This is a genomic window from Sphingomonas sp. BL-S-28, assembly GCF_055521515.1.
In genome coordinates this window covers 2,266,180-2,293,163 of sequence record NZ_CM145484.1, presented here as the reverse complement: position 1 = coordinate 2,293,163, position 26,984 = coordinate 2,266,180, and the positions used below count along the sequence as shown (strand labels likewise).

General features: G+C 64.2%; 24 protein-coding genes. 16 read left to right on the top strand and 8 right to left on the bottom strand.

The window, feature by feature from the left end; translation table 11 throughout:
- Positions 1-31: 31 nt before the first annotated feature.
- From ACZ1JC_RS19600 to ACZ1JC_RS19555, 10 genes are all read left to right on the top strand, one after another.
- A complete protein-coding gene (locus ACZ1JC_RS19600) occupies positions 32-2,542 on the top strand; it encodes a TonB-dependent siderophore receptor (protein ID WP_465135293.1) in 2,511 nt (836 codons plus the stop codon).
- 38 nt (positions 2,543-2,580) lie between these two features.
- A complete protein-coding gene (locus ACZ1JC_RS19595) occupies positions 2,581-4,146 on the top strand; it encodes a PepSY-associated TM helix domain-containing protein (protein ID WP_465135294.1) in 1,566 nt (521 codons plus the stop codon).
- Complete coding sequence (locus tag ACZ1JC_RS19590; RefSeq protein ID WP_465135295.1) at positions 4,143-4,433, top strand: DUF3325 domain-containing protein; 291 nt, start codon at positions 4,143-4,145, stop codon at positions 4,431-4,433. The genes ACZ1JC_RS19595 and ACZ1JC_RS19590 overlap by 4 nt, the downstream gene beginning before the upstream one ends.
- A 16-nt stretch (positions 4,434-4,449) precedes the next feature.
- On the top strand, positions 4,450-4,770 hold the full coding sequence (locus tag ACZ1JC_RS19585) for a hypothetical protein (protein WP_465135296.1): 321 nt from the start codon (positions 4,450-4,452) through the stop codon (positions 4,768-4,770).
- Positions 4,767-6,830 carry a TonB-dependent receptor domain-containing protein gene (locus ACZ1JC_RS19580; RefSeq protein ID WP_465135297.1) on the top strand — a complete coding sequence of 688 codons (2,064 nt, stop codon included), beginning with the start codon at positions 4,767-4,769 and terminating at the stop codon, positions 6,828-6,830. The genes ACZ1JC_RS19585 and ACZ1JC_RS19580 overlap by 4 nt, the downstream gene beginning before the upstream one ends.
- Positions 6,831-7,246: 416 nt before the next feature.
- Positions 7,247-8,119: an AAA family ATPase gene (locus ACZ1JC_RS19575; RefSeq protein WP_465135298.1), complete on the top strand. Its 873-nt coding sequence runs from the start codon at positions 7,247-7,249 to the stop codon at positions 8,117-8,119.
- A 4-nt stretch (positions 8,120-8,123) separates the two neighbouring features.
- Positions 8,124-8,552 carry a GFA family protein gene (locus tag ACZ1JC_RS19570; RefSeq protein ID WP_465135299.1) on the top strand — a complete coding sequence of 143 codons (429 nt, stop codon included), beginning with the start codon at positions 8,124-8,126 and terminating at the stop codon, positions 8,550-8,552.
- Between the two features lie 10 nt (positions 8,553-8,562).
- Positions 8,563-9,441, top strand: coding sequence for a DUF817 domain-containing protein (locus tag ACZ1JC_RS19565; protein WP_465135300.1), 879 nt, complete (start codon positions 8,563-8,565; stop codon positions 9,439-9,441).
- A gap of 177 nt (positions 9,442-9,618) precedes the next feature.
- Complete coding sequence (locus ACZ1JC_RS19560; RefSeq protein WP_465135301.1) at positions 9,619-10,800, top strand: vWA domain-containing protein; 1,182 nt, start codon at positions 9,619-9,621, stop codon at positions 10,798-10,800.
- Positions 10,801-10,865: 65 nt separating this feature from the next.
- Complete coding sequence (locus tag ACZ1JC_RS19555; RefSeq protein ID WP_465135302.1) at positions 10,866-11,156, top strand: hypothetical protein; 291 nt, start codon at positions 10,866-10,868, stop codon at positions 11,154-11,156.
- Here ACZ1JC_RS19555 and ACZ1JC_RS19550 read toward each other — a convergent pair.
- Positions 11,150-12,346, bottom strand: a complete 1,197-nt coding sequence (locus ACZ1JC_RS19550) for an exo-beta-N-acetylmuramidase NamZ family protein (RefSeq protein ID WP_465135303.1) — start codon at positions 12,344-12,346, stop codon at positions 11,150-11,152. The genes ACZ1JC_RS19555 and ACZ1JC_RS19550 overlap by 7 nt on opposite strands.
- Positions 12,343-12,879 carry a DOMON-like domain-containing protein gene (locus ACZ1JC_RS19545; protein WP_465135304.1) on the bottom strand — a complete coding sequence of 179 codons (537 nt, stop codon included), beginning with the start codon at positions 12,877-12,879 and terminating at the stop codon, positions 12,343-12,345. The genes ACZ1JC_RS19550 and ACZ1JC_RS19545 overlap by 4 nt, the downstream gene beginning before the upstream one ends.
- A 146-nt stretch (positions 12,880-13,025) precedes the next feature.
- Between ACZ1JC_RS19545 and tyrS the strand changes: the two genes are divergently transcribed.
- The 5 genes from tyrS to ACZ1JC_RS19520 all read left to right on the top strand — a co-directional run bounded on the left by tyrS (position 13,026) and on the right by ACZ1JC_RS19520 (position 17,897).
- Positions 13,026-14,255: a tyrosine--tRNA ligase gene (gene tyrS, locus ACZ1JC_RS19540; protein WP_465135305.1), complete on the top strand. Its 1,230-nt coding sequence runs from the start codon at positions 13,026-13,028 to the stop codon at positions 14,253-14,255.
- Positions 14,256-14,373: 118 nt separating this feature from the next.
- The gene (locus ACZ1JC_RS19535) at positions 14,374-14,712 is read left to right on the top strand and encodes a PilZ domain-containing protein (RefSeq protein ID WP_465135306.1); all 339 of its coding nucleotides are present in this window, start codon (positions 14,374-14,376) and stop codon (positions 14,710-14,712) included.
- 234 nt (positions 14,713-14,946) lie between these two features.
- Entirely contained in the window at positions 14,947-16,263 is a 1,317-nt protein-coding gene (locus ACZ1JC_RS19530) for an MFS transporter (RefSeq protein WP_465138541.1), read from the top strand.
- Positions 16,260-17,177: a cysteine synthase A gene (gene cysK / locus ACZ1JC_RS19525; RefSeq protein ID WP_465135307.1), complete on the top strand. Its 918-nt coding sequence runs from the start codon at positions 16,260-16,262 to the stop codon at positions 17,175-17,177. Before ACZ1JC_RS19530 ends, cysK begins: the two co-directional genes overlap by 4 nt.
- Before the next feature lie 21 nt (positions 17,178-17,198).
- Positions 17,199-17,897, top strand: coding sequence for a dienelactone hydrolase family protein (locus ACZ1JC_RS19520; RefSeq protein ID WP_465135308.1), 699 nt, complete (start codon positions 17,199-17,201; stop codon positions 17,895-17,897).
- Positions 17,898-18,012: 115 nt separating this feature from the next.
- Here the strand turns inward: ACZ1JC_RS19520 and ACZ1JC_RS19515 are convergent, their stop codons facing one another.
- The 3 genes from ACZ1JC_RS19515 to ACZ1JC_RS19505 all read right to left on the bottom strand — a co-directional run bounded on the left by ACZ1JC_RS19515 (position 18,013) and on the right by ACZ1JC_RS19505 (position 20,244).
- Positions 18,013-18,327, bottom strand: a complete 315-nt coding sequence (locus ACZ1JC_RS19515; protein WP_465135309.1) for a hypothetical protein — start codon at positions 18,325-18,327, stop codon at positions 18,013-18,015.
- Between the two features lie 434 nt (positions 18,328-18,761).
- Complete coding sequence (gene hisI / locus ACZ1JC_RS19510; RefSeq protein ID WP_465135310.1) at positions 18,762-19,139, bottom strand: phosphoribosyl-AMP cyclohydrolase; 378 nt, start codon at positions 19,137-19,139, stop codon at positions 18,762-18,764.
- A 364-nt stretch (positions 19,140-19,503) separates the two neighbouring features.
- Complete coding sequence (locus ACZ1JC_RS19505; protein WP_465135311.1) at positions 19,504-20,244, bottom strand: double zinc ribbon domain-containing protein; 741 nt, start codon at positions 20,242-20,244, stop codon at positions 19,504-19,506.
- Between the two features lie 112 nt (positions 20,245-20,356).
- Here ACZ1JC_RS19505 and ACZ1JC_RS19500 point away from each other — a divergent pair, with 112 nt between their 5' ends.
- Positions 20,357-21,124: a methyltransferase domain-containing protein gene (locus ACZ1JC_RS19500; RefSeq protein WP_465135312.1), complete on the top strand. Its 768-nt coding sequence runs from the start codon at positions 20,357-20,359 to the stop codon at positions 21,122-21,124.
- Between the two features lie 50 nt (positions 21,125-21,174).
- On the opposite strand, the gene ppdK is transcribed toward ACZ1JC_RS19500, so the two are convergent.
- The 3 genes from ppdK to ACZ1JC_RS19485 all read right to left on the bottom strand — a co-directional run bounded on the left by ppdK (position 21,175) and on the right by ACZ1JC_RS19485 (position 26,940).
- Entirely contained in the window at positions 21,175-23,838 is a 2,664-nt protein-coding gene (gene ppdK / locus ACZ1JC_RS19495; protein WP_465135313.1) for a pyruvate, phosphate dikinase, read from the bottom strand.
- Between the two features lie 73 nt (positions 23,839-23,911).
- Positions 23,912-26,038 (bottom strand): glycine--tRNA ligase subunit beta, encoded by a 2,127-nt coding sequence (gene glyS, locus ACZ1JC_RS19490; protein ID WP_465135314.1) that lies wholly within the window; start codon positions 26,036-26,038, stop codon positions 23,912-23,914.
- Positions 26,035-26,940 (bottom strand): glycine--tRNA ligase subunit alpha, encoded by a 906-nt coding sequence (locus tag ACZ1JC_RS19485; protein ID WP_465135315.1) that lies wholly within the window; start codon positions 26,938-26,940, stop codon positions 26,035-26,037. The genes glyS and ACZ1JC_RS19485 overlap by 4 nt, the downstream gene beginning before the upstream one ends.
- Positions 26,941-26,984 lie beyond the last annotated feature (44 nt).

Here is a 26,984-nt window from a genome sequence, read left to right as displayed (position 1 = left end):
GCCGTCTCGCAACCATGTGGGGGTCAATTCGATGTACGAGAAAACGGGTCATGGCGGCGCACGCCTGCTGATAGCCGCACTGCTTGCCGGCACCACGCTGACCGGCGGCATGACCATGTTCGCATCCAGTGCGATGGCGCAAGAGAATCGAATCGTGAAGGGCGGCGCGAACGCCTATGCCATTCCCGCCGGATCGCTGAGCGACGCGCTGAACAGCTTTGCCCAGCAGAGCGGATTGCAGCTGAACTACGACGCCTCGCTCACGCAAGGACGCCAGTCGCAAGGCCTGAACGCGACGCTGCCGTGGCGCGACGCGCTGGCGCGGCTGCTGTCCGGCACCGGTCTGGTGGCGCGCGCCAACGGCCCCGCCGCCGTGACGATTGCCCGCGCCACCACCGGGGCAATGACGCTCGATACACTGCTCGTCTCCGCCAGCACGGAGCCCGCCGTGGCCGCCGCCAGCGAGGAACGCACTTTCGACGCAGGGGACGACGCGCAGCGGGGCGATGCCATCCTCGTGCTCGGCCATGACGACAGGATCGACGCGCGCTCGGCCTCCGGCCCCTGGGGCGACAAACTCGTCATCGATACGCCCTATGCGATCAGCGTGCTTTCGCAGGATCTGATCGAAAGTGTCGTGGCCGGCGACATGGACCAGATGTTCAAAATGAACCCGGTGGTCCAGAATTCCGCCCCATCGACCGTCTACGGCACGCCCTATGTCACCATACGCGGCTTCGATTCCCAGAAGGGCGTGGTCGACGGGGTCCGACTCTCCTCCACGCTGACCGGCATTTCCATGGAGGAACTCGCCAATGTCGAGATCATGAACGGCCTGTCCGGCTTCCTATACGGCGTCGGCAACCCGGGCGGCGTGACCAACTACGTGCTCAAGCGGCCGACTTACACGCCCACGCGTGACATCACCGTAGGCGACTATGGCAACAGGCAATTCTTCGTCCACGCCGATCTGGGCGGCAAGATCGACCGGGACGGCGTGTTCGCCTACCGGCTGAACCTCTCCTATCAGGACGGTGAGACGGCGAAGAAGAACCAGAACATCGCCCGCAGCCTGTTCAGCGGCGCGGTGGACTGGAACGTCACGCCGGACCTGCTGCTGCAAGTGGAAGCGGCGCATACCTATTACCGCATCGACGGCATCGATTCCCGCTTCTACGCCTATGCCGACACCAATTATACGGCGATCGACCATTGGATCGAACCGCTGGACGCCAGCAAGACCTGGACGCCGGACTGGACTTATCTCCAGATCAAGACAGACCGCATCGGCACCAATGCCAAGTGGAAGCTGAACGACACTTTCAGCCTGCGCGCGGCCTATCTCTACAAGCGCGATGCGCAGGAATCGATCAACGTCTATCCCGCCTATTTCGAGGACGTGGGCTGGAAAGTCGGCTGGGCCTCGCGCAGCGCGCCGTCCTACAACATTGCGCAGGGCGCCTATGCCTATCTCGACAGTGAGTTCGAGACGCTGGGCATCAAGCACCGCCTGACCCTGGGCGCTTCGGGCGACATCCTGCGGGTGAAGCGGCACGTCACCAACTCGGTCAGCGCCGGTTTTTCGCCGGCCTTCACCGACCCGAACGACATGAACAGCTGGGCCATGCCCGATACGCTGAACACTTATTCGTGGGGCGCGCTCTACAAGTCCAGCCAGTCGCAGAACACCAACGTGATCCTGGGTGACGACATCCAGTTTACCGACCAGCTCAGCGCAATGCTGGGCGTAAACCGCAGCACCGTGAAGGCCCGCAACTTCGGGGCGACCGGCGCGCGCACGTCCAGCTACAACGAAAGCGCCTATACGCCCACGGTCTCGCTGGTGTTCAAGCCGGTGGCGCGCGTGACGACCTACGCGACGTACATGGAAGGGCTTGAGCAGGGCTCGACCGTCCCTGACGACGCCGCGCTCTACAACAATCCGGGCGAGATCATGAAGCCCTACGTCTCCAAGCAGTACGAGGTGGGCGCCAAGTACGCCCCGATCGACGCGCTCATCATCACCGGCGCGCTCTATCGGATCGAGAAGGCCAATTCTTACGACGAGACGGTGAACGGCAAGATCACCCGCACGCAGGACGGTGTGGAGGTCCACCAAGGCGTGGAACTGACGGTGACCGGGCATGTCACGCCCCGGCTCAACGTGATGCTGGGCGGCACCGTGATGGACCTGAAAGTCACCAAGACCAGCACAGCCTCGCTCTTGGGCAAGAAGCCCACCGGCGTCAGCGACATGCTGGCGAAAATCTACGCCGATTACGAGATTCCGGGGCTGGACGGGTTCTCGATCAGCGGCGGCGTCTACCACGCCGGCAAGATGTACAAGGACAGTGCCAACCTCCAGAAGATCGACGGCTACACGATCGTCGACCTGGGCATGCACTACAAGACCGAGATCGACGGCCACCCGATCCGCTTCGACCTCAACGTCGCCAATCTGGGCGGGCTCGATTACTGGGCGACCTCGTCCCAGCTCGGCGGCCCCCGCAATGTGGCCTTTGCGGTCAAGTACGGGTTCTGAGTGATGACGGACCGGGATAGATACGCGGTGGCCGCGTCATGAAGCAGAGCCTGCGCCAGTCGATGGCATGGCTGCACACCTGGGCCGGACTGGTGCCGGGCTGGGTACTCTACGTCATCTTCGTGTTCGGAACGGCAGCGTTCTTCCAGCACGAGATCGACGCCTGGATGCGGCCCGAGCTGCCTTCCGAAACGCGCGTGTCCCCGCGCGCCTTCGCCTCTGCCGACGCGGTGCTCCATTCCCGCGCGGCAGGGGCGGAGAGCTGGTCCATCTCGCTGCCCGCTGCGCGCGGCGGCAGCGGGCTGGACGTTTCGTGGCAGATGCCCGGCCAAGGTCGCCGCGAAGGGACGCGGATCACGCTGGATCCCGCGACCGGCGCCGAAATCCCGGTTCGCGAGACGCGGGGCGGTTTCTTCCTCTACCGCTTCCACTTCGACCTCCATTTCATCTCGGTCATGTGGGCGCGCTATCTGGTCTGCGTGGCGGCCATGGCAATGCTCGTCGCGATCCTGTCCGGCGTGGTGACGCACAAGAAGATCTTCACCGACTTCTTCATGCTGCGCTTCCGCAAGGGGCAGCGCAGTTGGCTGGACGCGCACAACGTGACTGCCGTGCTGGCCCTGCCCTTCCACCTGATGATCACTTACACCGGCCTTGCCACGCTGCTGTTCACGCTGATGCCCTGGGCGATTTCGGCGAACTTCCCGGACCGGCAGGCCTTCTATGCCACCACTTATCCGCAAGGACCGGAGCGTGAGGCCAGCGGCGAACCCGCGCCGATCGCCCCGATCGGCCATATGATCGCGACTGCCCAGTCCCGCTGGGGCGGCGCGATGCCGACCTATCTTTCCATCGACAACCCCGGCGACAAGGCCGCCATGGCTACGCTCTATACCGCCAAGTCCGATTGGGGGAACGGCCGGTCGGACACGGTCTATCTCGATGCCACGAACGCGGCAGTGCTGCCGTCCACGCCGGCATCGCCCGGCGGCGCCACCGCGACGCACCGCGTCATGGTGGACCTGCACACGGCGTGGTTCGCGGGTTACGGTCTGCGCTGGCTCTACTTCCTTTCCGGCCTTGGCGGTGTGGCCATGGCGGCGACCGGGCTGTGCCTGTGGTGCGTGAAGCGGCGTCTGAAGCTGCCCGATCCAAATCACCCGCATATCGGCTTCCGACTGGTGGAACGGCTCAACATCGGCTTCATTACCGGAGCACCGATCGGGATCGCGGCCTATTTTCTCGCCAACCGGCTGCTGCCCGTTTCCAAGGCCGACCATGCGGACTGGGAAATCAACGCCCTCTTCATCGCCTGGGGCGGAACGCTGGTCTGGGCCTTCCTGCGCCAGCCGCGCCGCGCATGGCTGGAGACGTTGGGTGTTGCCGCCATGCTCTACGCGGCCATCCCATTGGTCAATGCGGCAACCACCCCGCGCGGCCTTGCCCGCAGCCTGATGGCGGGCGACTGGACGTTCGCCAGCTTCGACCTTGTGATGCTGGCGCTGGCCGCCGGTTTTGCCTTTACAGGCTGGACACTTGCCCGCCACAAACCGCGAGCGATGCCCGCGCGAAAACGGCGCAGCGGCGAGGAGGCAACTGCATGACCCATTTCATCGTCGCCGCCATGACGCTCGCGGGCTTTGCGCTCCTCCTCATGGCGATGGCGCGCCACCAGCAGGACTGGCTGCGCCGCAAACTGCCGGCCCAGACCGGTCGCCTGCTCCGCCTTGGCGGTCTTGCCGTTCTGATCGCCGCGTTCGCCGTGGCGGGCTTCGGCTTCGGCTGGGCCTACGGCACAGTCGCGTGGTTCGGCTGGCTGTCGTTCGGTGCCGCCCTCACGCTCACCGCCCAGACCAATCGCGAGCGTATCCTCGCCCGACTGCGCCGATGAAAGGCTCGAAAAACCCATGATCAAGCCCTTCGGCCAGTTTCCGCTGCGAGAGGCCACGCGCCACCGCTGGTCGGTCGCCTCGCGCACAATCGCCGGAACGCTCGGCGCTTATGGGGTGACCGCGCTTGGCACCGTGGCGCTTTCGCTGGTCCTCGCCGCACTCGGCATGGCCCGCGCCGAGGCGGTTACCGCCGCCACGCTGGCGAGCTACGCGGTGTTCGCGGTGGTGGCCATGGCGGTGTTCCACGCCGCCAGTCCCGTGCGGGCCTGGGCCTGGCTGATCGGCGCGGCCGTGCCGCTGGCCCTGATTTGCTGGCTGCTGGCGGCCACGCGATGAACCCGTTTTCCCTGCTCATCGCCGGTGCCGCGGCAATGGCGTCCGGCACGCCCGGCGAAGAGCCCCAGGCCGGCGATCCCGCGCCGACCAGCACGGCCCATGCCGTCACGCCCGCCGGGCCCGATCCGGTCTACCCGGCCGCGTTCTACAAGGCTTTCCAGCCCCAGACCGCGCTGGACATGTTGGAGCGCACGCCCGGCTTCATCCTGAGCGAGGGCTCCTCGCTGCGCGGTTTCGGCGCAGCGGCGGGCAATGTGCTGATCGACGGCCAGCGGCCAACCGTCAAAGGCGGCGGAATTACCGAAGTGCTGCGCCGGATCGCCGCCTCGCGCGTGGAGCGCGTCGTCCTCCTGCGCGGCAGCGATGCGGCAGAGGCGCAGGGCCAGACACTCGTCGCCAACCTGATCCTGCGGGCCGATGCCGGCGGTTCCGGCAATGCCTCGCTCGCGCTGGCGCACACGGCCGATGGCCATATCTCGCCCAACGCGCGGGTCAGCTACGCCCGGCGGGTCGCGGGTTGGCAGACGAACGTCGAACTGTCCGCCGAAACGGTCCGCTACCCCACCCACGCCGTCTATCTGGAGCGCGATGCCAACGGCACGCTGACCCGCACCCGCAACGAACGGATTTCGGCGAACGCGCCGCAATACGGCTTTGCCCTGTCCACCTCCGGCGACGTCGCGGGGGGCACGCTGACCGTGAACTTGCGGCTCGGCAAGGACGGCTATTCGTCCCACACCGACTACGACATCTTCGCCGGTACGGCCGACGGCCCGCCCGATTCCACCCGCAAGATCGCCTACCGTGAGAACGGCCGCAGCGGCGAACTGGGCGCGGACTGGACGCGCCGGCTGGGCAACGACTGGAGCACCAAGCTGGTCGCGCTTGGCACCATCGAACGCTATGTCACGGCGGACGATCTGGCCGATCCCGGCTATCGCAGCGTGTCCGAACAACGCGAGAAGCCGATCGAACTCGTCGGCCGCGTCACCGTCACGCGGGAGGGCGATCATCCGGTCCGCCCCGAACTGGGCGCGGAAGTCGCGTACAATCGCCTTACCAGCACGCTCGACTATGCCGAGGATACCGGCGCCGGGCTTGTCCCCATCCCGCTCAGCAATGCCGATACCCGCGTGTCGGAACAGCGTGCAGAGGCTTTCGCGAATGTGACGGTGGGGGTGGCCAAGCGGCTGTCGCTGGAAGCCGGCATGGCCATCGAATTGTCGCGCATTACCGTCAGCGGAGAGGCTGCCAGCCAGCAGAGCCTGTCCTACCTGAAGCCCTCCGCCGCGCTGGTCTGGTCGCCTTCGGCCGAAACACAAGTGCGCATCGGCATGCGGCGTACCGTCGATCAACTCGATTTCAGCGATTTCGCCGCTTCGGTGAATCAGACCGATGGCCGGCCGCTGGGCGGCAATTCCCAACTTCGTCCGGCGCGCATCACGCGAGCCCTGGCGCGGCTCGACCATCGCTGGGGCAAGGGCGGCGCACTGGCGCTGGAAGCCTGGTACCAATGGCACACCGGCCTGCTCGGCTATGTCCTGCTCCCCAGCGGGGACGAAGCGCTGGGGACGATCGGCAATGGGCGCCAATGGGGCGTTACCGCACAGGGCACGCTGCCGCTCGAAGCGGTAGTGCGCGGCGCGCGGCTGACCGTGGACGCGACACTGCGCCGCTCGCGCATGCGCGATCAGGTTACCGGCCAGATGCGGCCCATGGATGACGTGATCCCCCGCAGCGTCAGCGCCGAATTTCGACACGATCTGCCGAAACTCAAGTCATCATGGGGCGTTACGCTGGCCGCCGCCGAATATGGCGACGTCTTCTACACCGCAGAACAACTCCGATGGCGCGATGGGACGAGCTGGGGCGGCTATGTCGAGACGACGGCACTCGCCGGGTTCAAGACGACATTGGCCGTCGCCGCGCTGGGCGGCCAGGATTTCTATCGACTAAGACGCTTCTACAACCCCAGCCGCGCCGCGACCTATACCGGCAGCGAAGAACGCCGCCGCCACCAAGGCGCGACTGTAACCCTGACAGCAGCGCGATCGTTCTGAGCACGTTCCTGAGCGTGCCAGGCCGTTAACATCGCCCGGCGGCGTACAATCCGTAATGCACACGAGCTGCCTTGATCGCAGCGGCAAACGAGAGTGTGCCTTCCAAAATTTCGTCATCGGCCGGGCCCAGCGGCGCTTGCTTGTAGCCCACCCCGACGCGCCAACACACCGGTAAAACGCCCCCGCGCTTCCCGCGCCGGTATCCTAAATGCACTTGCGTATCGACACCCCGCCAGTGCACACCCTCGGGCAACTTGGCCCGCGCAGCGCGGGTTGTCAGCGGGGCTCTTTGAGCGTTTTCGCCATATCGTTCACGTCAAACCATCACATATGCGTCAAATATACGTGCCCGCACGACACTAGACATTCACGAACGAAATTGGCGGAAATTCAGCGTTTTTTTGGGATAATTACGGATGAGCGTGGATCATAAGACCGGCAATTCACAGCGTTTCGAAGGCACCAGCAGCTACGTCGCCACCGACGATCTGAAAGTCGCAGTGAACGCCGCCGTCCTGCTGCGCCGCCCGCTGCTGGTGAAGGGAGAGCCCGGCACCGGCAAGACCGTGCTGGCCGAACAGATCGCTGCCTCGCTAAACGCACCGCTGATCACCTGGAACGTCAAGTCCACCACCAAGGCGCACCAGGGCCTCTACGAATACGATGCGGTAGGCCGCCTGCGCGACGGGCAGCTTGGCGACGCCCGCGTCCACGACATCAACAACTACATCCGCAAGGGCAAGCTGTGGGAGGCGTTCACCTCGCCCCGCCTGCCCGTGCTGCTGATCGATGAGATCGACAAGGCCGATATCGAGTTTCCCAACGACCTTCTGGCCGAACTCGATCGCATGGCCTTCGATGTCTACGAAACCGGCGAGCACGTTGCCGCTGCCGAGCGCCCGATCGTCGTCATCACCTCTAACAATGAGAAGGACCTGCCGGACGCCTTCCTGCGCCGCTGCTTCTTCCACTACATCAAGTTCCCGGATCGCGAGACGATGCAGGCCATCGTCGACGTCCATTTTCCCGGCATTCAGAAGACGCTCGTCACCAAGGCGATGGAGATCTTCTACGAGTTGCGCGAAGTGCCCGGCCTGAAGAAGAAGCCCTCCACCAGCGAGTTGCTGGACTGGCTGAAACTGCTGCTGGCCGAGGATATGCCGCTGGACGTGCTGCAGAACCAGGACGCGACCAAGGCGATCCCGCCGCTTCACGGCGCCTTGCTGAAGAACGAGCAGGACGTCATGCTGTTCGAAAGGCTCGCTTTCATGGCGCGCCGGGGGAACTGACAAGATGACAGCACCTTATACCGGACGCTGCGCCTGCAGCGCCGTCACGCTCGACATAGTGGGCGAGCCCATTGCCACGCGCCAGTGCTGGTGCCGCCAGTGCCAGCAGCTGGCGGCGGGCAGCCCGACCAATAACGCCATCTTCAAGGTTGAAGACGTCGCGATCGAGGGCGATCTTGCTTCGTCCACGTGGAAGGCCGCCAGCGGCAATACGCTCACGTTCCATTTCTGCCCCAAGTGCGGCACCCAGATTTTCGCACAGAGTTCGGCGCGTCCGCACTTGCAGACCATGCGCCTCGGCGCGCTGGACGCGGGGCATGGATTGAAGCCGGAAATGGTGATCTGGACCGACGACGCGCCGGAATGGGCCCATTTCGATACCGCGCTGGAAACATGGCCGCAGCAACCGCCTCCGCCGCCGTCCGCCACCTGATAGGGTAGGCATGACGGGCTCGCATACCCGCTTTGCCACCATCCGCGTGCGGCTCGAAGCGTTCGAGCCGCGCGCCGGCTGGCGGGCTTGGCTTTATGAATTCCTGCTGTTCGGCTTCAAGCAAGGCTGGGCCTGCCTGTTCGGCGGACTGCTGCTGGCGCTGCTGGTGGCCACCCACTTGTTCTATCCGGCCGATGCGCCGCTGGCCCGTTACGATTTCCTGACGCTGGCGGCGCTGGCGATCCAGATCGCCATGCTGGCGCTGCGGCTGGAGACCATGGACGAGGCCAAGGTGATCCTTGCCTTCCACGTGGTCGGCACCGTGATGGAACTGTTCAAGACGGCGCATGGGTCATGGGAATATCCCGAGGCAAACCTGCTGCGGATCGGCGGTGTACCGCTGTTTTCCGGCTTCATGTACGCCGCCGTCGGCAGCTATATCGCCCGCATCTGGCGCATCTTCGATTTCCGCTTCACCGGCTATCCGATCGAGGCGGCATCGGTGGCGCTGGCCGTGGCGATCTATGTCAACTTCTTCGCGCATCACTGGTTGCCGGACGTGCGGATCGCGCTGTTCGCGCTACTGGGCGCGCTCTTCCTGCGCACGCGCATCTGGTTCCGCGTCTGGCGGGAGGATCGCTGGATGCCGTTGCTGCTGGGCTGGTTTCTGGTCGCGCTGTTCATCTGGTTTGCCGAGAACCTGGCGACGTTTTCACAGGCCTGGATCTATCCGAACCAGCGGCACGGCTGGGCCATGGTCCACTGGACCAAGCTGGGCGCGTGGTATCTGCTGATGTACATTTCCTTCGTGCTGGTGGCGCTGGTCCATCGCCCGAAGGCCCGCGCGGTTTCCTACCCAAGCCCGGAGGGTGTAGGTTCCGCATCATGAGCCTTTCTCACTTCATCGCCGCCCTGGCCCACTTTGGACCGTCATTTTCGCAAGGTGACACTTCGGCCCGAAAGGTCTCACACGGATGCACAAAGTGACACTTAAACCTTTGATTTCACAACAAGGTGACAGTTCGCTTCACCATGCGTTTCGTGTCAACCAAAGCGGAGCGTCGCCATGCTGCTGAACTTCGTGGAGGAGCTGCGCGCCGCCGGTATTCCCGCCTCCCTGAAGGAGCATCTGGTGCTGCTGGAAGCGCTGGAGCGTGACGTTATCGAGCGGACGCCCGAGGCGTTCTACTACCTCAGCCGTGCGACCTTCGTGAAGGATGAGGGCCTGCTCGACCGGTTCGATCAGGTGTTCCAGAAGGTCTTCAAGGGCGTGCTGAGCGACTACGGCCAGCAGCCGGTCGACATCCCAGAGGACTGGTTGCGCAAAGTGGCGGAGCGCTACTTCTCCGAAGAGGAGATGGAGCAGATCAAGGCGCTCGGCTCCTGGGACGAGATCATGGAGACGCTGAAGAAGCGTCTGGAAGAACAGGAAAAGCGCCACTCGGGCGGCAACAAGTGGATCGGCACCAACGGCACCTCGCCGTTCGGCCATTCGGGCTACAACCCCGAAGGCATCCGCATCGGCGGTGAGGGCAAGCACGGCCGCGCGATCAAGGTTTGGGAAAAGCGCGAGTTCGCCAATCTGGACAACACCCGTGAACTGGGCACGCGCAACATCAAGGTGGCGCTGCGGCGCCTCCGCCGTTTCGCCCGCGAAGGCGCGGCCGAGGAACTCGATCTGGACGAGACGATCCGCGGCACCGCCAAGCAAGGCTGGCTGGACGTGGTCATGCGGCCGGAGCGGCACAATGCGGTGAAAGTGCTGCTATTCCTCGATGTTGGCGGATCGATGGACCCGTACATCGAGATGATGGAAGACCTGTTCAGCGCCGCCAGCGCCGAGTTCAAGAACATGGAGTTCTTCTACTTCCACAACTGCCTCTACGAAGGCGTGTGGAAGGACAACCGCCGCCGCTGGTCTCAGCGCACGCCGACCTGGGACCTGCTTCACAAGTTCGGGCATGACTACAAGGTGATCTTCGTGGGCGACGCGGCGATGAGCCCTTACGAAGTCAGCCATCCCGGCGGTTCGGTGGAGCACATGAACGATGAAGCCGGCGCGGTCTGGCTGCAGCGTGTGGCGCAGACATATCCCGCAACCGTCTGGCTCAACCCCACACCGGAGATCCAGTGGGGCTATTCCAGCTCCACGCGGATGATCCGAGACCTGATGGGCGGGGCGATGTTCCCGCTGACGCTGGACGGGCTGGACGCGGCAATGCGGGAACTGACGCGCAAGAAAGCCTGATCGCGCTTTCCTACGCGAACGGATTGGGCAATTATCCACCGCAGACGGAATATTGGAGTGCGACGATGAAGGAAGCCCTGCTGATCCTCGCCCTTGGTGCCCTAACTATGGGTGCCGCTCCGCCAGCCGGCTTGGACAAGTCCGCCAAAGCCAAGGCGACATGCGCCTACACCATCCAGCAAGCCAATGCGGCAGCGGGCCACGCCACGCCGCGTGCGGATGAGCCCAAGCCCGGCCTGATCCGCGCGGTGGACAAGCGTCTGGGCGGTTGCCCCGTTCTGGTGCTGGCCGACGGCAAAATGATGGCCCCGCCCGCCTTTACCGACGGGCCGGCCCGCAAATCACCGGCTCAATAGAGCAGCAAGTCGGCGATCTCGGCCTTCCACGCCGCCTCGTCCGCGCCAGCCGCGGCATCGAGGTCGCCCGGAAGCGCATCGGGATTGTCGACCCACTCGCGCAGGCCTGGGCCGCCATTGATGACGTCGATGGCAAGGCGCGTGAACTCGTACTCGTATGGGAAGTCGCGCCAGATCGGATAGTCGGGATAGAGGTTTCGGATCGCCTTGAACGCCAGCGCCTGCAGCCGCCAGGGACGGAAGGCGTGATGGTCGTAGAACTTGCCTTCCGCATGGATCATCAGGCCGCTGCACAGGGTCTTGGCATGCTTGTGGAAGGTCGGTTCGAACCAGCATTCGCGCAGGGCGCAGCCTTCGAGCCACTCGGGCGCAAAGCGCTGCATTTCGGCCAGAACCGCCTTGGCATCGATATCGGGCGCGCCGAACAGCACTTCCAGCGGGCGGGTGGTGCCGCGGCCTTCCGACAGCGTCGCGCCCTCGATCATGACCGTGCCGGCATAGGCGCGGGCCATGTTGAGGTTGGCGGCATTGGGGCTGGGATTGATCCAGATACGGTCCTGCGGCCATCCGAAGCCGGGGCCTTCAGGCTGCCAGCCTTCCATCGCGACCACGCGGTAATCGACATCGAGCTTGAAATGGCGGACGAACCAGTGGCCCATCTCGCCAAGCGTCAGGCCATGGCGCATCGGCATCGGGCCGGCGCCGACGAAGCTCTCCTGCCCCGGCAACAGCGTCAACCCCTCGACCGGGCGGCCGGCGGGGTTGGGACGATCGAGCACCCAGACGCTCTTGCCCTGCTTTTCGGCGGCTTCCAGCAGGTAGAGCAGCGTGGTGACGAACGTGTAGATGCGGCAGCCAAGGTCCTGCAGGTCGAACAGGAACACATCGGCACTGTCCATCATCGCCTCGCTGGGGCGGCGGACTTCACCGTAGAGGCTGTAGACGGGGATGCCGTAAGTCGGATCCAGCTCGTTGGCGGTCTCGACCATGTTGTCCTGCTTGTCGCCCTTCAGCCCATGCTGCGGGCCGAAAGCGCTCGTGACGTTCACGCCCGCCGCGATCAGCGCGTCAAGCGAGTGGACGAGGTCTTCGGTCACCGAAGCGGGATGGGCGACAAGCGCGACGCGGCGCCCTTCAAGGGGTTTGCGGAGTTCAGGGTCTGCCAGCAGGCGGTCGATACCGAATTTCATGGCGCGGTGGGTGCCGCAAGCGGGAGTGCGAAGCAAGACGGATCGTGGAAATCGGGCGCATCGCCGCTGTGGGAAAGCGCCCAATAACTCTTAATGCCACCCTCCTCCTCGATCACCGCCGTGAAGCCGTGGTTCTGCGGCAGCGCGGGCAGGCCGCCGACCGGGATGGCGGCATCAAACACGGCGATGTCCGATCCCTTGCGCATCGTGCACTCGGGCTCACGCGGCATCGGCCGCTCGGTCATGCCCTCGCGGCGGCCGGTGAAGTCGTAGACGTTCCAGCGTTCGGAGGGCGATAGGTTGATCTCGACGTAGGATTGCTCACCCGGTGGCTGCAGGAACAGTTCGAAACAGGTGGTGTTCCAGAGCCCCTCCGCCCTGCCCTTGCCCGCGAATGCCGGCACCACCAGCTTGCCCGCGCCCAGAATCCGCCAGCGCACGCGCAGCCAGGTATCGTCGAAGCCGATGACGCGGGCTTCGACCGAGCGGACGAGAACGGGTGGGTGTGCCGGGTGGCAGATAAGGTCGGACATGGCGGCCTCCGTAATGGCCCGTGTGACGGGCTGGCAATCCGGATTGCGCCGGATTCGGCCGGATATCACCACGCACGCGACCAATCGCTTCATATCCGGCGCCCCTCATGCTAGGCGCCCCGCTCCCATTAACAAGAAGCACGGTCATGACCTACAAATCTTCCCTGCTCCGCGTCCTCGAAGAGCGCGGCTACATCCACCAGACGACGGATGCCGAGGGCCTCGACGCTCTCGCAGAGAAGCAGATCGTGCCGGGATATATCGGCTTCGACGCCACCGCAGCGTCGCTCCACATCGGCAGCCTTGTGCAGATCATGATGCTGCGCCGCCTCCAGCAGACCGGGCACAAGCCGATCGTGCTGATGGGCGGCGGCACCACGCGCATCGGCGACCCGACGGGCCGCGACGAGAGCCGCAAGATGCTGTCTGACGAGACGATCGAGACCAACATCAAGGGCATCTTCTCGATCTTCTCACGCCTGCTGAAGTTCGGTGACGGGCCGACCGACGCGGTGATGGTGAACAACCAGGACTGGCTGGGCCAGCTGGGCTACATCCAGCTGCTTCAGGAAGTCGGCACGCACTTCACCGTGAACCGCATGCTCTCGTTCGATTCGGTCAAGCTGCGCCTTGAACGCGAGCAGCCGATGACTTTCCTCGAATTCAACTACATGATCCTGCAGGGCTACGACTTCCGTCACCTCTGCAAAGACAAGGACGTGCGCCTGCAGATGGGCGGCTCCGATCAGTGGGGCAACATCATCAACGGCGTCGAACTGACCCGCCGCATGGACAGCAAGGAAGTCTTCGGCCTGACGACGCCGCTGCTCACCACGGCGGACGGCGCCAAGATGGGCAAGTCGGCCGCCGGCGCGGTCTGGCTCAACGAGGAAATGCTGCCCAGCTACGACTTCTGGCAGTACTGGCGCAATTGCGACGACCGCGACGTGGGCAAGTTCCTGCGCCTGTTCACCGACCTGCCTCTGGACGAGATCGCCCGCCTCGAAGCACTCGAAGGCGCCGCAATCAACGATGCCAAGGTCGTGCTGGCCAACGAAGTGACCAAGCTGTGCCGTGGTGAGGATGCCGCGGTTGCTGCCGAAGCCACCGCGAAGGCCACTTTTGCCGGCGGCGGACTTGGCGAGGACCTGCCCACGCTGGAAGTCTCCGGCGAAGGCGTTCGCGTGGGTGCGGCGCTGACCGAACTCGGCTTCACCGCCTCCAATGGCGAAGCCAAGCGCAAGATCGGCGAAGGCGCCGTGAAGCTTGACGATCTGACCATGGACGATCCGGGCTTCCTGATCGAAGTCGGCACCGGAGAAACCCGTAAGCTGAGCCTCGGCAAGAAGAAGCACGCAATCCTGCGCGGCGCTTGATCGCTGACAAGGCACGTTTCACCCCGGCGGATATACAATATTCGCCGGGGTTTACGGATTGTTTGCCATTTTGATGCACTTTGCTGCCTCACGGCCATAACCAGAGGCGGACAAGAAAATGAGTGCAGGAGCACAGCTCTCTGTAACCGACAAACGGCGCGCGGCGCGCCACCCTGTCGATCACAAGCTGATTGCCGAACATCGCCGACTGGGCGACGTTCATCTGCATATCGTCAACTTTTCGGCCCAGGGCTTCATGTGCAAGGGCGAACTGGACCTCGATCGCGGTGAGCGCGTTGTGATGCGCCTGCCCGTCGTCGGCCGCATAGAGGCCCATATGATCTGGTCGCACGAAGGCCGATCCGGCTTCCAGTTCGAGCGAATCATCCGCATCGACGACTTCCTCAAGCTGGTCGACACCACCCAGCCCAATCCCAGGTTGCGCCCCCGCCGCTGACGCTTCGCCGCGCCCCAGCGCAGCCACGTATCGCGATTTGAAAGGTCGCCTGGATCGCTTCGGGCGGCTTTGGCGCGTGATGAAACTCGATCCGCGAGACCGGCCGCGTCACGCCAATTCTCTGGCAGGCACCTTGCCCGGCATGCGCGTCACCGCGTGCCTTGCTTATTGATAGTAAAGAGAACCTATCGACGGGATTTGCGGCGTGGCTTGGCAAGCCCGCGTCATGCTGCCATGCACCCGATCGTGAATACGCCTCCCGACTCTGCGGGCGCCACCGCGCAGCCCACGCCGCCCCCCAGTTCGCCCTTACGCATCGCCGACTATCGCAAGTTCTGGCTGGCCCGGTTCTTCCAGGTGCTGGCGTCGACCGGCATGGTCGTCATCATCGGCTACCAACTCTACGACGTTGCCCGGTCCGACTATGCGATGTCGATCACGCAGGCTTCTTTCCAGCTCGGCCTGCTGGGCTTCGCGCAGTTCCTGCCGATCTTCCTGCTGACGCCGATCTCCGGGGTGATCGCGGACCGGTTCGACCGGCGGCGCGTGGCCGGACTGGCAATGGCTATCGACATCATGGTCGCGGTGGGGCTGGGCATTGCCACCACGCTGGAATGGCGCAGCCTTCCGGTACTTTACGTCTTTGCCGCAGTGCACGGTGCCGTCCGGGTCTTCGTTTCCCCGTCGATGAGCGCGATCGCCCCGAACATCGTGCCTTCGAACCTGATCCCGCGCGCGATCGGCTTCAACTCGATCGCCATGCAGGCCGGCACCATCATCGGCCCGGCCGCTTTCGGCTTCCTCTTCGCAAGCCACCACGCGCTGCCTTACTGGATCGCCGCCATCCTCACAGCAATGTCTGCCTGCAGCATCCTTGCGATCCGCAATATTCCGCCGGTCGCCACGGACGCGCGCAAGGCGCATCCGCTGCGCCAGATCGTCGATGGCTTCAATTTCATCTGGCACGAACGCTTCCTGCTCGGCTGCATCACGCTGGACTTGTTCGCCGTGCTGCTGGGCGGTGCGACCGCGCTGATGCCGGTCTTCGCACGCGACATCCTGCATGTCGGGCCGGAGGGCCTTGGCCAGATGCGCGCGGCGACGGCCGCCGGTGCCGCTGTCGTGGCGCTGTGGCTCTCTTTCCGTCCGTTGGCCAGCAATGTCGGCGTGAAGATGCTGGTCTCGGTCGCCGCCTATGGCGCGATGACGGTCGGCTTCGGGCTTTCGCGCAGCTTCGTGGTCTCGCTGGGTTTTCTGGCGCTGATCGGCGCGGCGGACATGATCTCCGTCTTCATCCGCAGTTCGCTGGTTCAGCTTCGCACCCCAGACGACAAGCGCGGCCGCGTATCGGCCATCTCCGGCCTGGCCATCTCCGCCTCGAACGAATTGGGCGAGATGCAGTCCGGCGTGGCGGCCGCCCTGCTCGGCGCAACCGGCGCTGTTGTCTTCGGCGGGACCGCTGCCATAGTCATTACCGCCATCTGGGCCTGGGGCTTCCCTGAGATCCGCCGGGCCCGAACCTTCGCACCACGTTGGGAGCACGCATCATGAAGGCCGAAAGCATTCTCTCCACGATCGGCGATACGCCGCACATCCGCCTGTCGCGGCTGTTTCCGGACCATGAGGTCTGGGTCAAGGCGGAGCGCGGCAACCCCGGCGGTTCGATCAAGGACCGTATCGCCCTTGCCATGATCGAAGCTGCCGAAGCCGACGGCTCACTGAAGCCCGGCGGCACGATCATCGAACCTACCTCGGGCAATACCGGCATCGGCCTGGCCATGGTGGCGGCGGTCAAGGGTTACAAGCTGATCCTCGTCATGCCCGAATCGATGTCGATCGAGCGTCGCCGCCTGATGCTGGCCTACGGTGCCACGTTCGACCTCACTCCCCGCGAAAAGGGCATGAAGGGCGCGATCGAACGGGCCAAGGAACTGATTGCGGAAACGCCCGGCTCCTGGATGCCGCAGCAGTTCGACAATCCGGCAAACGTCGCCGTCCATGTCGAAACGACCGCGCAGGAAATCCTGGCCGATTTCGCCAGCGATCCAATCGACGTGCTGATCACCGGCGTTGGCACCGGCGGCCACATCACCGGCTGCGCCGAAGCACTCAAGAAGGCATGGCCTTCGCTGAAGGCCTATGCGGTAGAGCCCACGCTTTCCCCGGTCATCTCGGGCGGCCTGCCCGGCCCGCACCCGATTCAGGGGATCGGCGCCGGCTTTATTCCCGGCAACCTTCACACCCAGTCGATCGACGGCGCGATTCAGGTGGATGCAGCCGACGCCAAGGACTGGGCGCGCCGCTGCGCCACCGTGGAAGGCATGCTGGTGGGCATCAGTTCCGGCGCTACGCTGGCCGCCATCGCGCAGAAGCTGCCCTCGTTGCCCGCCGGTTCGCGCGTGCTGGGCTTCAACTACGACACCGGCGAGCGTTACCTCTCGGTGCCGGACTTCCTCCCCGAGTAAAGAGACGGCCGGAGCAAATTGATGGACGCTATTGCCTATACCCACGCAGGCGTGGACCTTACCGGGTGGCTCGCCCGCCCGGAAGGAACGCCCCGCGCGGCCGTGATCGTATTTCCCACCATTGCCAACTACAACGCGCCCATGGAAAAGCGGGCCCGAATGCTGGCGGAACGCGGATACCTCGCGCTGGTGGCGGATTTCTATGGCGAGCCGGTGGAAAGTTTCGAGGCGTCGTTTCCGCTTGCGGAGAAGCTGCGCAGCGATCTCGACCATTATCGCGGCCGGATTGCGGCCGCGATCGATACCCTGCGCAGCTTGCCTGAAGCGGCGGACCTGCCGCTGCTGGGCATCGGATACTGCATGGGCGGCCAGGCCGTTCTCGAAGCCGCGCGCGATGGACAGGACCTGCTGGCCGCCGTCAGCTTCCACGGCACGCTTTCCACGGCCCGGCCGGCCGAACCCGGCACGATCAAGCCGCGCATCCTCATCTGCCACGGCGATGCGGACCCGCTGGTCCCGCGTGAGCAGGTTGTCGGATTCTGGGAAGAGATGGACCGTGCCGAGGCCAACTGGCACTTCCATTCCTATTCCGGGGTTCGCCACGGCTTCACCGATCCCGGCAGCGACGCGCGCGGCATGGCGGCGATCAGCTACGATGCCAGCGCCGACCGCCAGAGCTGGGCGGCCATGGTCAGCCTGTTTGACGAAATCCTGGGCTAGAGCGGTTTCCGACCCATCAGGTGATTCAACCTGAATGGAAATGCTCTAACTGAAACGCTCACGAAGCAAGATCGTGGCCGCCGCATTCGGGCGGCCACGATCCCATCATCCGGCCTTAGCAGCCGTGCGACTTGTCGCCACCGCCGTGATGGCCGTGGTCGTGGTCGTCATCATCGTGACCCCAACCCCAGTGGTTGCCGCGATCGCGGCCCCAGCGGTTGTCATTGTCACGACCCCAACCCCAGCGGTTGCCGTTGTCGCGGTCGCGACCCCAGCGGCTGTCGTTGTCGCGACGGTCGTTGTCCCTGCCGAAATAGCTGGCCAGATTGTACTTCTGGCTGCTGACGACAGAGTTGGCGGGTTTCTGATCCGCCATCGCTACGGTTGGAACGCCGGCCAGGAGGCCGACGGTCATTGCAACGATTGTCACTCGTCGGTTCATGACATTTCCCTTCCTTCAAATGCCCCGCGGAGCCCATCAGGCTCCCCTCTCCCTCATGCCGACGCCGGGAGGGCAAACGCTTCCGCTGCTAGGCCCCGCCGCAGGCATGCGCACCCGTCGGCTGGTGACGGGGCAGGACACCAGCCTCGAGCAGCCACGCGATCATTCGTTTTCTTCGTGGGACAGCGAAATTTCGCAAGAAATCAGCACCGTCGCGGAAGAGCTTTGCCTTCCGGCATCATCCATACGAGCCCATTGCGTTCATCCGGACGAATGATGGGCTAAGCCGAAATTGCCACGCTCACGGCTGCTTTGCACAACTTGCCGAAAGGCAAATCAAATCACCATTTTATATGGTTAACAAAGCGGTAGCCATAATTTCGACCTTTGCCGCTGTACAACAGGGTTGTCGAACGCGAACTTCAGCTTTCGAATGATTCGAGAACGTTACCGTCGAGTCGGCGGTAGAAGCAACTGCGCGCACCGGTATGGCAGGCCGGGCCCTCGGGCTGCACCAGCAGTTCCAGCGCGTCCTGATCGCAATCGACTCGAATTTCCTCGACGCGCAGGAAATGCCCCGAAGATTCCCCCTTCAGCCAGAGCCGCCCGCGCGAACGGGAATGGAAGTGGGCAAGCCCCGTCTCCCGTGTCTTGGAAAGAGCCTCTTCATCCATGTACGCGACCATCAGGATTTCGCGCGTGCGGGAGTCGACCGCGATCGCGATCAGCAGTCCATGTGCATCGAACTTTGGAAGAAATTCACGACCTTGTTCGCGTTCTGCCTTGCTGATCTCTCGCATTCTGGAAATTTCCCTCCGCTTTTCCTGCAGGCATCGAATGTTGCAGGATAACCACAGCCGGTGATCAAAATCCCCCTAACGCCCTCAAGCCTCTTTTCAACCCCCGGGTTTACGTCGATTGTCGCCTTGCAGCTGGGGGGCTGCTTCCGACCATCAGGTCGCTGACCGGTAACTTAGCCTCGGGCCAAAGTTATCAGGAAACAAGCGCCACGGTTCAGGGAATGTTGGCCGATCTGGCCGACGCAGAATGAGGGATCGGACTAGGCGGCCTGCAGGGGGGCCGCCGAACCGCGAAAGCGGGGTCTACCAGTTTCGTCACGAGAACGCCCGGAGCCTTATGGTTCCGGGCGTTTTCGTTTGCCGATTACGCGATATCCAGCGCCTCATCCAGCACACGGGCAAAGCACGCGATCACAACCCGTTCGGCACCGCCACGCTTGAGCGCGGACACGCAGGCCTCGCTCGTCGCCCCACTGGTGAGAACGTCGTCCACCAGCACGATCCGCGCGCCTTTCACTCTGGCCCGATGACGCGAAGGAATGGTGATCGCTCCGGACAGCGCACGCTGCCGCGCCTTGCGGCCCAGGCCACCCAGCGAAGGCGTGGCCTTGCGCCGTTCCAGCAGATCGACGGCAAGCCGCGCGCCCCTCAGCCGTGCGATCGTCCGGCCGAGCTCTGCCGCCTGGTTGTATCCACGATGCCAGATCCGCCAACGATGCAGCGGTACCGGCACGACCATCCACTCGTCGTCGATCTGCGGCAGACGCGCGGCCATGAAGCTGCCCATCATGCCTGCCAGCGCAAGGCGGTTTCCGTGCTTGAGCCCAAGGATCAATTTGCGGGACGTGGCATTGTACAGCGTGGCCGCCGCAATCCCGTCGTGACGCGGCGGCTGCGCCATGCATGGCGCACAGATCGCTCCATCGGGAATATCGTCAGGAAATGGCCGTGCGCAGGTGGCGCAGCACGGATCCCCAGGTATCGCCAGCGTTTCCCAGCACGCCGGACACAATCCGATCTGCGCCGCGATTGCCGCCCCGCAAAGGGGGCAGCGCGGCGGATAGATCAGATCGATCACGGGAGCAAAGGCGGCGAACAGCGACATCGGTTCGCCAACCTATGGCGGCACGCGCCAAGCTCAAGCTACAAGCTGTTCATCCGGCTCTTGCGCTTCTGGATGGTTGCGCGAGGCGCGCCGACACGGCAGGGAGCGCGGGATGGCTGAAACTGCTCCCCCCGCTCCGCCGCGCATCTTCGCTCCCGCCCGCCGCATCGCCGCCCGCCGCCGCGCGCTGGCGCTTCAGCAGTTGCCGGACGCTCCGCACTACCTACTCGACGACATGGTCGAGGATGTCGAGGAGCGCCTCTCCTTCCTCCGATTCGAACCAAAGCGCGCGCTTGTCATCGGCGACTGGACCGGAGCCTTGGCACGTTCGCTCACCGCCCGCGGCGTCGAAGTCATCGAAGCCGAACCGGCAACGGGGTTCAACGAAGAGACCCCCTACCCCTTCGATGGCTTCGACCTGATCGCCAGCCTTGGCACGCTGGATACCGTGAACGACCTGCCCGGCGCGCTGATCCACGCCCGCCGCGCCTTGGCGCAGGGCGGAATGCTGATTGCCAGCTTCCTGTCATCGGGCAGCCTGCCGCGACTGCGGGAGATCATGCTGGCCGCCGATGGCGACCGCCCTGCCGCCCGCATTCACCCGATGGTCGATGTGCGCGCGGGCGGACAATTGCTCCAGCGCACGCTTTTCGCCGATCCGGTGATCGACCAGCGCCCGCTTCAGGTCTCTTTCCGCAGCCTGGAGCGCCTGATCGGTGATCTTCGGGCCCAGGCGCTCGGCGGCGTCCTCGCAGACCCCGGCGCGCCGCTCGGAAAGGCGGCACTGGCCCGGGCACGCGATGCCTTCTCGGCCGCCGGCGAGAACGGGCGGACTACCGAGACTTTCGAGATCCTCACCCTATCGGGTTGGAAGAAATGAGAAAAAGGCCGGGATTTCTCCCGGCCTTTTCATTTTCCAATGCGGCGATCTCAGGCCAGTGCAGCCTGCGCCGCAGCCAGTCGCGCGATCGGCACGCGGAAGGGCGAGGCGCTGACGTAGTCGAGGCCCACCTTCTCGCAGAACGCGATCGATGCCGGATCGCCACCATGCTCACCGCAGATGCCGAGCTTGAGATCGGCATAGGTCGCGCGGCCACGCTCGGCGCCCAGCTGCACGAGCTGGCCGACACCCTCGATATCGAGGCTGACGAACGGATCGCGCGGATAGATGCCCTTTTCAACGTAGGGGCTGAGGAAGCGCGCGGCGTCGTCGCGCGAAACGCCCAGCGTGGTCTGCGTCAGGTCGTTGGTGCCGAACGAGAAGAACTTGGCCTCTTCCGCGATCTCACCCGCCATCAGGGCAGCGCGCGGCAGTTCGATCATGGTGCCGACCATGTAGTCGAGCGTGCGGCCCTTCTCGGCGAAGACCTTAGCCGCCGTCTCGTCGACGACCTTCTTGAGGATCTGCAACTCGCGCTTGGTGGCGACGAGCGGGATCATCACTTCCGGCACGATGGCCTCACCCGAAGCGGCTGCGACTTCGCAGGCGGCTTCGAAGATCGCACGAGCCTGCATCTCGTAGATTTCGGGGAACGTGATGCCCAGGCGGCAACCGCGATGGCCGAGCATCGGGTTGAACTCGTGCAGTTCGTCCGCACGGCGCTTCAGCGTATCGATGCCGATGCCGATCGTTTCCGAAAGCTCTGCGAACTCGGCATCGCCGTGCGGCAGAAACTCGTGGAGCGGCGGATCGAGCAGGCGGATGGTGACCGGCAGGCCGGCCATCACCTCGAAGATCGCGATGAAGTCGGCACGCTGTTCGGGCAGCAGCTTTTCAAGCGCGGCACGGCGGCCGGCTTCGTCTTCGGCCAGGATCATCTGGCGCACGGCCGAAATGCGGCCGGCGTCGAAGAACATGTGCTCGGTACGGCAGAGGCCAATGCCTTCGGCACCGAACTGGCGGGCCATCTTGCAGTCGGCCGGGGTCTCGGCGTTCGTGCGCACCTTCATGCGGCGGTGCTTGTCAGCCCAGACCATCAGCGTGGCGAAATCGCCGGCCAGTTCCGGCTCGATGGTCGGCACTTCGCCGGCCATGATATCGCCGGTCGCGCCGTCGAGCGTGATCACGTCGCCTTCCTTCAGCTCACGGTTGCCCATGCGCAAGGTGCGGGTCTTCATGTCGATCGACAGGCCCGAAGCGCCGGAAACGCAGGGACGGCCCATGCCGCGCGCCACGACCGCCGCGTGGCTGGTCATGCCGCCACGCGCCGTAAGGATGCCCTTCGCGGCGTGCATGCCGTGAATGTCCTCAGGGCTGGTCTCGACGCGGACGAGCACCACGGCCTCGCCCATTTCCGCACGCTTTTCGGCAGTGTCAGCATCAAGCACGATCGCGCCCGAAGCCGCGCCCGGCGAAGCGGGAAGACCCTTGCCCAGAATGTCGCGAGCCGCCTTGGGATCGAGCGTGGGGTGCAGAAGCTGGTCGAGCGCCATGGGATCGACGCGCTTGATCGCGGTTGCCTCGTCGATCAGGCCTTCTTCCACCATGTCCACCGCCATCTTGAGCGCGGCCTTGGCAGTGCGCTTGCCCGAACGGGTCTGCAGCATCCACAGCTTGTTGCGCTCGACGGTGAACTCGATGTCCTGCATGTCGCGGTAGTGCTTTTCGAGAAGCTCGAACACCGCGGCAAGCTCGGTGTAAGCCTCCGGCATTGCCTCTTCCATCGACAGCGGCTTGGCACCGGCCCGCTCACGCGCGGCCTTGGTCAGGTACTGCGGCGTGCGGATGCCGGCGACGACGTCCTCACCCTGCGCGTTCACCAGCCATTCGCCGTAATAGGCCTTTTCGCCGGTCGCCGGGTCGCGGGTGAAGGCGACGCCGGTGGCCGAGGTATCGCCCATGTTGCCGAAGACCATGGCCTGCACGTTGACGGCAGTACCCCAGTCGCCCGGAATGTCGTTCAGGCGGCGATAGACCTTGGCACGGTCCGAATCCCAGGAATCGAACACCGCCTGGATCGCGCCCCAAAGCTGCTCATGCACGTCCTGCGGGAACGGGCGGCCGAGTTCTTCCTCGACGATACCCTTGTATTCCTTGACGATGGCCTTCCAGTTCGACGCCGTCATCTCGACGTCGTTCATGTAGCCGTTGTCTTCCTTGGCGATCTCCAGCGCTTCTTCGAAGCGGCCATGATCGAGGCCAAGCACGACGTCCGAATACATCTGGACGAAGCGGCGATAGCTGTCCCACGCGAAACGCTCATCGCCCGAGGTCTGCGTCAGGCCCTCAACCGTGGCATCGTTGAGGCCGAGGTTCAGGACGGTGTCCATCATGCCCGGCATCGAAACGCGCGCGCCCGAACGGACCGAGACGAGCAGCGGATCGGCGGCATCGCCGAAGTTCTTGCCCACGGTCTTTTCGATATGCGTCAGCGCCTCGGCAACGTCGGCGCGCAGTTCGGCCGAGAAATCGCCGCCTTCGGCAAGGTATTTCACGCATTCTTCAGTGGTAATGGTAAAACCCGGAGGAACCGGCAGGCCGATCCCGGCCATTTCGGCAAGATTAGCACCCTTGCCGCCGACTACGACTTTGTCGCGCGCGCGTGCGTCTTCATTTTTGACACCGCCGCCGAACGTGTAGACCTGCCTGCTCATCTATCCCCTGACTTTCCTGTCCTGGTTGATAAAACTCTTCGAGAACCCGGTCCGAAGTACTGTGGACCGCTCCCTAGCCTTCGATCTTCGAAAAATCCGCCACGTTGTGCACTGCAGCACGGAATCGATCAAGCAAGGCCAGCCTTGAATGGCGCTTGACCGCGTCCGCGTCGTTGACGGTGACATGTTCGAAGAAAGCGTCAATTGGTGCCCGCAGCGTGGCGAGCGCGGACATCGCGGAAGCGAAGTCCTCACCCTCAACCGCCTTGCCGGCCTGGGGTTCCGCCGCCGTCAGCGCGTCGATCAGCGCCTGCTCGGCAGGTTCGGCGGTGTAAGGCAGCGCGCCTTGCGCCGCGTAGACCCCCTGCATGTCCGGATGATCGACGTTTTCGAGCGGGTCTTCGTCACCCGTGTGCTCGATCGCGCCAGTGCCGTTCCAGTCTTCTTTCTTCAGGATGTTGGCGGCACGCTTGTAACCGGCGAGCAGGTTCACACCGTCGTCAGTCTGCACGAAAGCCTGAAGCGCATGAACACGGGCGAGCAGGCGAACGAGATCGTCCTCGCCGCCAAGCGCAAACACCGCGTCGATCAGGTCATGGCGGACGCCGGCTTCCTTCTGTTGAACCTTCAAACGCTCATCAAGGAAATCAAGGAACCAAGCCAGAGCGCCATCATCCAGTTCACGCTTCCGGGCAAGTTTCGTGAATGGTACGCGAAGACCCGACTTCAGGATCGTCGCAATCACCCCGAGCATAGCGCGTCGAAGGGCAAATGGGTCCTTAGAACCTGTCGGATAGAGGCCGACAGAGAAGAAGCTAAACAGCGTGTCCAGCTTGTCCGCCAACGCGACGGCCACCGTCACCGGGGCGATGGGCACCTCATCGCCCTGCCCGACCGGCTTGTAGTGATCGCGGATGGCATCGGCCACGGCGTTCGGCAGACCTTCGGCGCGGGCGTAGTATCCGCCCATAAGCCCCTGAAGTTCCGGGAATTCGCCAACCATCTCGGTAACGAGATCGGCCTTGGAGAGTTCCGCTGCCTGACGCGCCAGTGCAGGTTCGCAGTTCGGCACCACGCCTTCGCTCGCCAGCCATTCGGCCAGCTTGGCGACGCGCTCGACCTTGTCGGCGACGGTGCCCAGCTTTTCGTGGAAGGTGATGCGCGCCAGCTTTTCGGCGTGGACCGAAAGCGGGGTCTTGCGATCCTGCTGCCAGAAGAACCGAGCGTCGGACAGGCGCGCGGCCAGCACCTTGCGGTTGCCGTCGACAATGGCAGTGCCGCCATCGGTCGCGACGATGTTCGCGGTGCAGATGAAGGCGTTCGCCAGCGAGCCCGAAGCGTCCTCGCAAACGAAGTACTTCTGGTTCACGCGCGCGGTAAGCTGGATGGTTTCGGGCGGAACTTCGAGGAAATCTTCCTCGAAACGGCCGAGCAGCGGCACCGGCCATTCGGTGAGGCCGGCGTTCTCGATAACGAGGCCCTCGTCCTCCACCAGCACCAGACCAGCAGCGGTGGCCGCCTCGCGTGCCTTGGTGCGCACGATGTCCTGACGTTCCTCATGGTTGACGAGGACATGAGCGATCCGCAGCTTGTCCGCATAGTCATGCGCGCCGCCGATGGTGATCTCACCCGGAGCATGGAAGCGGTGGCCCTTGGTGACGTAAGCGGAGGCAACGCCGCCAACCTCGCACTCGACCAGATCCTCACCCAGCACCGCAACGATACCCGAGAGCGGACGCACCCAGCGCAGCGATTCGGTGGAGAGCGAAGCCGCGCCCCAACGCATCGACTTCGGCCAGGGAAACGCGCGCACGATGGCCGGGATCGCCTCTGCCAGCACGTCCTTCACCGCACGGCCGGGCTTTTCGACCACCGCGAAATAGGTGTCCTTGCCCTTGAGGTCGCGGACTTCGAGCTGGTCTTTGGTAAGGCCGGTCTTACGCAGGAACCCTTCGAGGGCCTGCTCGGGCGCGCTGGTGGCGGGGCCCTTGGTTTCCTCGTGGACGGCTTCGGTCGCCAGCGGCAGGCCATGGGCGATCAGCGCAAGGCGGCGCGGGGTCGACCAGACGGTGACGTCGCCCACGGCAACGCCGGCCGCTTCCATTTCCTTGCGGAACAGCTTTTCCAGATCGGCACGGGCGCCGGCCTGCATGCGCGCGGGGATTTCTTCGCTGCGCAATTCGAGAAGGAAGTCGGTCATGCGCTCCACCCCGGGAACTTGGCTTCCCACTGGTCCTTGTTCTTGTCGATCCAGGCCTTGCACGATCCCTTGGCGAGTTCGCGCACGCGGCCGATGTAGCTGGCGCGCTCCTGCACGGAGATCACGCCGCGCGCCTGCAGCAGGTTGAAAAGGTGCGAAGCCTCGATCGCCTGGTCATAGGCGGCCAGCGGGATTTCCGCCTCGATGCAGCGCATGCATTCCGCCTCAGCGGCCTTGAAGCCGGCGAACAGCGCATCCGTGTCCGCGATCTCGAAGTTGTACTTCGACTGCTGCTGCTCGTTGGCGAGGAATACGTCGCCGTACGTCACGCCTTCGTTGTTGAACTTGAGGTCGTAGACCCAGTCCACGCCCTGAATGTACATGGCAAGGCGTTCGAGGCCGTAGGTCAGTTCACCCGCGACCGGCTTGCAGTCGTAACCGCCGACCTGCTGGAAATACGTGAACTGCGTCACTTCCATGCCGTCACACCAGACTTCCCAGCCAAGGCCCCAGGCGCCCAGCGTCGGGCTTTCCCAGTCGTCCTCCACGAAGCGGATATCGTGCGCCAGCGGATCGACACCGATCGCGACAAGGCTCTGCAAGTAGAGTTCCTGCAGGTTCTCCGGATTCGGCTTCAGGATCACCTGATACTGGTAATAGTGCTGAAGGCGGTTCGGGTTCTCGCCATAGCGACCGTCCGTGGGGCGGCGCGAAGGCTGGACGTAGGCCGCCTTCCAGGGCTCGGGACCGAGCGCGCGCAGCGTGGTCGAGGGGTGGAACGTGCCCGCCCCCATGCGCATATCGTAGGGCTGAAGGATAAGGCAGCCCTGCTTGCTCCAGAAATCATGGAGCGTCAGGATCATGTCCTGAAAGCTGAGCGGCTGTTTGGCGGGGGTCGACATCGAAATTCCGTCAAAACTCTTGGGCTCGCGGCCTTTGGCGGATC